Raw genomic sequence first — 8,438 nt, forward strand, 5'->3', positions numbered from 1 at the left:
GTCTCGACCGATGGCCCAAGCCTCCCGCACGCGCGGTGAACGTAAACCACCCCGGAATAATTTGCCAGTGGATTTGTTACCGAAAGCACGCGTTGAAATTGAACACGGATTACACGGATTGCACGGATGAAAGAGCACGGGGAGGACCGTGCTTCACCCAAAGGCTGTTACTGTTCCATCCGTTGTCAATTCGTGTCATCGTCAGTTTCTGCCTGTTTTTCTGTCGGCTCGGCGTCCGCTTCTTCCCCTGCGCCAATCAGTACCACAAATTCGCCTTTCAGCGGTTTCTGTTGCGACTGGGCCAGTAATTGCTCCGGGGTGCCGCGTAGGTATTCCTCGAACTTCTTGGTCAGCTCGCGCGCCAGGACGATCTGCCGCTTGGGATAAATGGACTGCAACTCGCCCAAAAGCTTTTCAATCCGGAACGGCGACTCGTACAGGATCAAGGTTCCCGGCACGGCACGCAAGGCTTCGAGGGCCTTGCGGCGCTGACCGGATTTATGCGGCAGGAAGCCGATAAAGTGAAATTCATCCGCCGGCAAGCCGCTGGCAGTGAGTGCAGCCACCAGCGCGCAGGCACCGGGCACGGATTCCACGCGGAACCCGGCCGCGAGCGCGGCGCGCACCACCCGCTCGCCGGGATCGCTGATGCCGGGGGAACCGGCGTCAGTAACCAGTGCCACTTTGGTGCCCTGGGCCAATCGCGCCAGGATTTCCTCGCTGCGTTTGGCCTCGTTAAAGGCGAAATAACTCAACATGGGTTTGCTGATCTCGAAGTATTGCAGCAGACGTCCGGTGTGCCGGGTATCCTCGGCGGCGATGACATCGCACTCCTTGAGCACGCGCAACGCGCGCAAAGTGATGTCTTCCAGATTGCCAATGGGCGTGGCAACCAGGTACAGCGTGCCCGGCATGAGCGGCGGGCGTGGTGATTCAGGATTCATAGGCAGGCATCAGACACTCGGATTAAATACCACCAAACGCCTTCGCATGTTCTGCCAGGCGTTTTTGCAGGCTGCCACACACGTGTTCGCACAGGGTAAAGATGCCCGGATCAGCGATCCGGTAAAACACCTTCAGCCCCTCCTTGCGGCGGCTGAGGATGCCAGCATCGGTCAGGGCCTGGAGATGCCGGGAGACATTGGCCTGGTTCAGGTCGGTGGCGGCCATCAACTCGGTGACGTTCTTCTCACCGGCTTCGAGGGCGTTAATGAGTTTCAAACGGCTCGGTTCGCTTAGGAGCTTGAAGCGGGCGGCGATGAGTTCAAGCGCCTGATCGGAAAGAACGGGATGTGCGGATCGTTTCGACATGCAAACACCATATTACCATATACCAATACTGTCAATCAGTTGCCGATATTGGGGAATTTCACCCAGGGCTGCATCCAGCTCGGTTTGGAATTTTCCGCTCGCACCGCTGATTGAATAACCAGAACCGCTCCCGCGCCCCCGGCGCACCGGAGGTCCGCGCTCCATCTTTGGCTTCCCCAGGCTCGGTGGCTCGGGCCGCTCTGGTTGACGCGAAATGGCTTTAGCCGGTCGGGATCGGGATTCACACCAGCGGGGTGGCAAGTCGGCGGGAATATCCCTTGTCACTATAATATGCGACTTTAACTGTTTTCCGCCCGCCCGTATAGTGCAGCCATGATGATGCATTTAATGCGGGTACATCGTTTGCCACAATTGGGTTTGATAGCCGTATTGGCCACCCTCGGCACCGTGACACCATCGGCGTTTGCCGGTGAAGTGGCACCGGTGGTATCCTTCAAGGCGTCGCCGTTTGCCATGCAGGATGTGCGCCTGCTTGACGGCCCGTTCAAAACCGCCATGGAACGGGACAGCAAATACATGCTGAGTCTTGATCCCGACCGATTTCTACACAATTTTCGCGTCAATGCCGGGTTGCCATCCACCGCCGAACCGCTGGGCCATTGGGAGAAACCCAAGTCCGAGCTGCGCGGTCATTTGACCGGCCACTACCTGAGCGCCTGCGCGCTGATGTATGCCAGCACCGGGGATGAACGCTTCAACGACCGGGTGAACCTGCTGGTCCGCGAGCTGGCCAAATGCCAGGCAGCCCTGGGTGACTCCGGCTATTTAAGCGCTTTTCCGGAAACGTACTTTGATCGGGTGGAGACTACCGGAAAGGTTTGGGCTCCCTACTATACCCTGCACAAAGTCCTGGCTGGCCTGCTCGATGCCCATACGCTTTGCGGTAACTCACAGGCGCTGGAGGTGGCGGGGAAATTCGGCGGCTGGGTCAAAACGCGCACGGACAAACTCAGCGACGCTCAAGTCGAGAAAATGCTGGGCGTGGAACACGGCGGCATCAACGAATCCATGGCCAACTTGTACGCCCTGACGGGTGACCTGAGGCATCTCCAGACTGCGCGCCGACTTTATCATAAAGCCGTGTTGGAGCCATTAGCCGCCCGGGAAGACAAACTGTCCGGCCTGCACGCCAATACCCAGTTCCCCAAAGTCATCGGCCTGGCACGCCTCTATGAACTCACCGGTGAGGAGCGCTATCATACCAGCGCGGAATTCTTTTGGGATCGCGTGGTGAACCATCACAGCTACGTTATTGGCGGCAACAGCGACCATGAACACTTTGGCCCACCCGATCAACTCAACACCCGCATCAGCCCATGGACGGCGGAGAGCTGCAACACTTACAACATGCTCAAGCTCACCCGCCAGGTATTTTCCTGGGATGCATCAGCCGCCCAAGCGGATTACTACGAGCGCGCCCTGTATAACCACATCCTCGCCAGCCAGGACCCGCGCACCGGCCTGATGGCCTATCACATCCCGGTTCATGGTGCATGGTTCATGCCGTACAACACCCCCAATGATTCCTGCTGGTGCTGCACCGGCACCGGCTTCGAGAACCACGCCAAATACGGGGATAGTATTTACTGGCACGACAACGACGGCCTCTTCGTCAACCTCTTCATTCCCTCCGAACTCAACTGGCGGACCAAGGGTCTGGTGGTGCGCCAGGAAACCCGTTATCCCGAGGAAGACACCACGCGGCTGGAATTCAAGTGCGCCCAGCCTTGCACCCTGGCGCTGCGCATTCGGTACCCGGCCTGGGCGCAGCGCGGCATGACCATTACCGTGAACGGCGAGATTGTGCCGCATCAAGCCGCACCCGCCAGTTTTGCCACCCTTCGCCGCACGTGGAAAAGCGGGGATCGGGTGGAGGTCAAGCTCCCCATGACGCTGCGGCTCGAACCCATGCCGGACAATCCGACCCGCGCCGCCATCTGCTACGGGCCGGTCGTCCTCGCGGGTGAACTGGGCACCAACGGAATCGTTCCCCCCATGCCCTACGCCAATAGCCAGAGCGATTTCTTCAAAGTCAAACCACCGGCCGCCCCGGTATTGCTGACCCAGAATCGCCCGGTGACGGATTGGGTGCAACCCGTGCCTGGCAAACCGCTCACCTTTCAGACCAAGGGCGTTGGGCGTCCGTCCGACCTCACTCTGACCGCCTTTTATGCCATGACGCCGCAACGCTACAGCATCTACTGGGACATGCTTACCGCCGAACAATATCAAGCACGCCTGACCGACGAAGAAAATGAGGCCCGACGCGCACAGGCTTGGGCGGCGCGCACAGTGGATTCGGTGAAAATTGGCGATGACACCTCGGAGAAGGCACACAACCTCAAGGGCGAAAACACCAGTTCCGGCCCCTTTTCCAGCCGCACCTACCGCCACGCCCTCAACGGCGGCTGGTTTGCGTATGATCTGAAGGTGACACCCGACCAACCGGCCAAACTGCTCTGCACCTATTGGGGCAATGATGGCGTCCGCACGTTTGATCTCACCGTGAACGGCACCTTTTTGGCCACCCAGAAACTCAATCGCGAGCATCCGGGAGAATTTTTTGACGTCGAATACGATCTGCCGCCAGCGGTCATCGCCGGCCAATCCAAAGTCACGATCAAATTCCGAGGACAACCCGGCCAAACCGCAGGCGGCCTGTTTGATTTGCGAATCCTCAAGCCGTAAGCCAACGGCCTTGAACCACTAGCGCCGGTGCGCAGCCACATGGTTGTGGTGTTTTTGTGGGAAAAACGATTTTGCAGAAAAATTTTCAGGCTGAAACAGGGAATTCCGCTTTCGGGATTCGGAATTCGGAATTCGGGTTTCCGCTAACGCGTCCCGCGTCCCGCCGGAGCCGTGATTCCCATCCCTAACAGCGGGATCAGATCCCGCGCCTCGGTTTCTCCATAATTAAAGATGGTGAACCCGCCAGTATGATTCTTCCGGCTGATCTGGATTTGCTCGATGACGCGGTCCGGCATCATCTGGTGGAAGGTGCTGATGCCGATGCCGGGATAGATCGGCACTTTCCCCGCCCACTCCACCTGCTGACGGACCATGTTTTCGAAGCTGGTGTTGCTGGGCGTGTAATCCATCGGGCAAAGGAAATCCACGTAGCCGCGGTCGCACCACAGTTTCCAGTCCTGCCCGACGGAGTCGCGGTCAGTCGTCCAATGACGGAACACGGCGGCGGAAATCTTGATGCCGGGCCGGATTTGCCGGGCCTGTTCGCTCACGGCCTTGACCACCGTGGTGATGTTCTCGCGCCGCCAATCCAGCCAGCGGGCGCGCTGCGCGCCATCCGCCTGCACGGCGCGCGGCCAGTTCTTCAGCGACGCGCCCAGCACCTTCTCAAACCGTTCCCGGCAACCGGCGCAGAAGCAATGGCTGCCGTCCGGATAACGGATGTAATCGAAGTGAATGCCGTCCACCGGGTACTTGCGCGCAACTTCCACCATGGTGGCGATCTCCAGCTTTTGATTCTCCGGATGCGAGGGGCACAGCCACGGTTCCTCTTTGCCCTGGGCATCCGCCTGCAAGCGCTGCTCCTGGCGCATCTTATCGAGGAACGACTTCGGCACGTGATGACCGGTGTTCCAATTCACTTTCCACACGTGAATCTGCACGCCGTACTTCCGGCAGGCTACGAGGCATTTCGCGATCTGGTCGCCGCGCGTCGCCACCTCGGGAACAACCGGCAGCAGGTCGCTGGGATAAAACGCCGAGCCGCCCCAAAGCATGTTGGGCAGGATGGCCGTGAAACCGCTCTCCGCCAGGCGGCGGATGGCCTCATCCCATTCCATGCCATTAACCCCAAACGCGCTGTGGCACCAGAAGGCGCGGAACTCCGCTAGCTGCGCCGTTTGCGCGCGGCAATACGCCTCCAGCAGGGAGTGCCGGACGATCTCGGCCTGGTCCAGCGCTTCGCCATACTTGGCCTGGCTGCATAATTGCGCATGGGCCTGGCGCGCACTCTTCGCCGCCGCCAGCGCGGTATTCACGGCGGCACGGTCGCCGGAGATCGCGGTGATCCGACTGATGGCATCGTCCATGCCCTGGTATCCCGCAAAATTCCCAGCCTGCGCCAGCGCATTCGCCGCCGTCCGTTGCCACAGCTCGGGCACCAGGGAACCGGCCATGGCCAGCAGCATGCGCCGTTTGGCCGCGCCACCGTCCTGCAACAGCACATGCGTCATCACGATGCCATGGGCAGAACCAAGAATGGCCGCGTGCCCCGTGGGTTTCCCCTGAGCATCCAGCCAATCCGCGAGCACCCGCCCCTGCCCTGCCACGGGCTTGTAGCTATGCACATTCCAGGAATGCTGCGCCACGTGCGGCGGCGCGCCGGGCACCGCATCTGCGGCAAAGCGAATGGTCGAGAAATATCCGGGCGACGGTTCCCGGACATGGGCTCCAGCCTGCACACCGAGCACCGCGAGCAGCTTCGCGGGCACGCTGTAAAACACCATCAGCTTGCCACCCTGCTGCACATATTGAACCAGGGCGTCCGCCACGCTGTCCGGCAACCTTGGGTTATGCGGCAGCACCACCAGCTTGGCCGCGCGCAACTGTTCCAGGGTGACATCCAAATCGCTGACCATCGCGCTGGGCAACCCCAGCCCTTGGAAGGTGGTGGCCATCTGCTCGCTGAATTCCTCGATGGACTTGGCTTCCGCGCGGTCGGCATGCACGGCGGAATCCGCGCGCAGCACCGCGACCAGGCTATCCGTGCCCAGCACGCCCGTGCGCCGGATATCACGCAGGAAGAACTCCGTGTTGGCATCCTTGCCGTGCCAGGCGGAGATGCGCAGTGTGCGGATTTTGCTCCAGCCCGCCGGCTTGCCCTCGCTGCGGGCGGCGGCCTTTTCGATCGTGACGGTGCTCCAGCCATTGGTGGTTTCGGGAAAGAACGTGGTGCTGTACCACCCCTCGCCGCTCTGGAAATACACAGAGAAACCGGAGATGGGCGCCGTATCGCGGCACCAAATCTGGAATTGAATGCCGCGGCTGGTGCTCAGATCCACATTGACCGCGCGGTCCCACGAGGCGCGCTCCATCGTGGTGCCGGTAAAGTTGCAGGGCATGCGGACACCCCGCTCGCCGCCCGCCTCCCCCGGCGCCACGGCGGCACTGCCGCGCATGGGTTGCCACGCCGCCTTCGCCGCCGCCTCGCTGGCGTACTGGCAGGAATCAATGATTGCTGGGTCCGTCGCCGCCCCCGCCAACCAAGGGAGCCACGCCGTCGCCAAAAGTGCCAAGGTGTGTTTCATGGAGCCACACTAACAGAAATTGTCTTGCGAATACCACCCATTTTCTATCGTCTATGGATCATGATGTTTTGCAGCAGACTCGGGTTGCTCGGCGCGGCCCTCGCAATTTCGGGGCTCGGCCTGAGCGTGACGGGGCAGGATTGGCCGCAATGGGGCGGCGCCAATCCCGGGCGCAACATGTACGCCACGGCCAAGGGCCTGCCGACACGCGTTGATCCAGGCAAGCCCAAGCCGGGCTCGGATGGCTTTGATTCCACCACCGCCGTCAACCTGCGTTGGACGGCCAAGCTGGGCTCGCAAAGCTACGGCAACGTCACCGTCGCCGGCGGCAAGGTTTTCATCGGCACCAATAACGAGTCGCCCCGACACAACCGCTACGCGGGCGACCGCAGCCTGCTGCTCTGCTTCGAGGAAGCCACCGGCAACTATCTCTGGCAACTGACTACACCCAAGCTGGCCACCGGCAAGGCGAATGACTGGGAGGCCTTGGGCATCCTCAGCGCCGCCGCCATTGACGACAACCGTGTCTATCTGGTCTCCAGCCGGTGCGAAGTGCTCTGCCTGACGATGGACGGCCTGGGGCGCGAAAACGTCGGGCCGTTCAAGGATGAAGCCCAGTACATGGCCGGCCCCGGCAAACCCAAAGTCGAGCCCGGCCCGGCAGACGCCGACATCGTTTGGCAATACAGCATGTTCGACGAACTCGGCTCGCTGCCGCACAACGCGGCCAATTGCTCCGTCCTCGTGCTCGGCGACCTTGTCTATGCCTGCACCTCCAACGGCCAGGATTGGACGCACGCCAACACCCCGGCGCCGTACGTGCCCAGCCTGATTGCGCTCAATAAAAAGACGGGCGCGCTGGCCGGCGAAGACCGCGAGTTGATCGGCGAACGCCTCTTTCACGGGCAATGGAGTTCCCCCTCGGCGGGCAAGGTCGGCGACCGTCAATTGGTGTTCTTCGGCGGCGGCGACGGCGTCCTGTACGCGTTCGACGCCCTCCCGGTTGAGGAGAATGGCCACCGGTATTTTCGCAAAGTTTGGTGGGTGGATTGCAACCCGCCCGAATATAAGATGAAGGACGGGCAGCCCATCAAATATCCCGCCGCCGAAGGCCCCAGCGAAATCAACGCCACCCCCGTCTTCTACAACAACCGCGTCTATGCCTCCATCGGGCAGGACCCGGAAAACGGGGACGGCGTGGGCCGGCTGATCTGCGTGGACGCCACGAAAACCGGCGACCAGGCCCAGGGCGGCATCGTGTGGGATTACCGGGCGATTCACCGCTGCCTCTCCACGGTCTCCATTGATCCGGACACCGGACTGCTGTTCGTGGCGGACTTCGCCGGATTTGTCCATTGCCTCGATGCCGCGACGGGCAAAGTGTATTGGGTACACGACCTCAAAGCCCATGCCTGGGGCTCCACCATGGTCGCGGATGGCAAGGTGTATGTCGGCGACGAAGACGGCGACCTCTGCATCCTGGCCGCCAGCAAGGAAAAGAAAGTGCTCTGTGAAGTCAACTTCGGCGCGCCGCTCTACTCGACGCCCGTGGTGGCCAATGGCGTGCTCTACATTTCCAGCCAGACGCACCTCTTTGCCTTCGCAGAAGGTGCCACCCCCAAGACCGGCGCCGCCAAGTAAACGCGGAAGCGGTTTCCGGCATCCCCAAAAACAGGCTGCAGGGTCTGCAATTGCCGCCATACCCCCGTTTTTGAGGTTTTTTGCGGTTTTTTGAGGGTTGGTGACGGTCATTTTCAAGAACACTTTCCATAGTTTCCAGAACACTTTCCATAGTTTCCAGAACACTTTCCATAGTTTCCAGAACACTTTCCA

The 8,438-nt window shown here is 60.8% G+C and carries 5 protein-coding genes; 2 read left to right on the forward strand and 3 right to left on the reverse strand.

The features are described from left to right. Nucleotides 1-185: 185 nt before the first annotated feature. Nucleotides 186-944: a 16S rRNA (cytidine(1402)-2'-O)-methyltransferase gene (gene rsmI, locus WCO56_05965; protein ID MEI7729094.1), complete on the reverse strand. Its 759-nt coding sequence runs from the start codon at nucleotides 942-944 to the stop codon at nucleotides 186-188. A 22-nt stretch (nucleotides 945-966) separates the two neighbouring features. Further along, a complete protein-coding gene (locus WCO56_05970) occupies nucleotides 967-1,311 on the reverse strand; it encodes a metalloregulator ArsR/SmtB family transcription factor (GenBank protein ID MEI7729095.1) in 345 nt (114 codons plus the stop codon). Nucleotides 1,312-1,644: 333 nt separating this feature from the next. Here WCO56_05970 and WCO56_05975 point away from each other — a divergent pair, with 333 nt between their 5' ends. Further along, nucleotides 1,645-4,020, forward strand: coding sequence for a beta-L-arabinofuranosidase domain-containing protein (locus WCO56_05975; GenBank protein MEI7729096.1), 2,376 nt, complete (start codon nucleotides 1,645-1,647; stop codon nucleotides 4,018-4,020). Between the two features lie 143 nt (nucleotides 4,021-4,163). Here the strand turns inward: WCO56_05975 and WCO56_05980 are convergent, their stop codons facing one another. Next, a complete protein-coding gene (locus WCO56_05980; protein MEI7729097.1) occupies nucleotides 4,164-6,605 on the reverse strand; it encodes a family 10 glycosylhydrolase in 2,442 nt (813 codons plus the stop codon). A 24-nt stretch (nucleotides 6,606-6,629) separates the two neighbouring features. Between WCO56_05980 and WCO56_05985 the strand changes: the two genes are divergently transcribed. Then, complete coding sequence (locus tag WCO56_05985; GenBank protein ID MEI7729098.1) at nucleotides 6,630-8,246, forward strand: PQQ-binding-like beta-propeller repeat protein; 1,617 nt, start codon at nucleotides 6,630-6,632, stop codon at nucleotides 8,244-8,246. Nucleotides 8,247-8,438 lie beyond the last annotated feature (192 nt).

It is taken from the genome of Verrucomicrobiota bacterium, assembly GCA_037139415.1.
Lineage (GTDB): Bacteria > Verrucomicrobiota > Verrucomicrobiia > Limisphaerales > Fontisphaeraceae > JBAXGN01.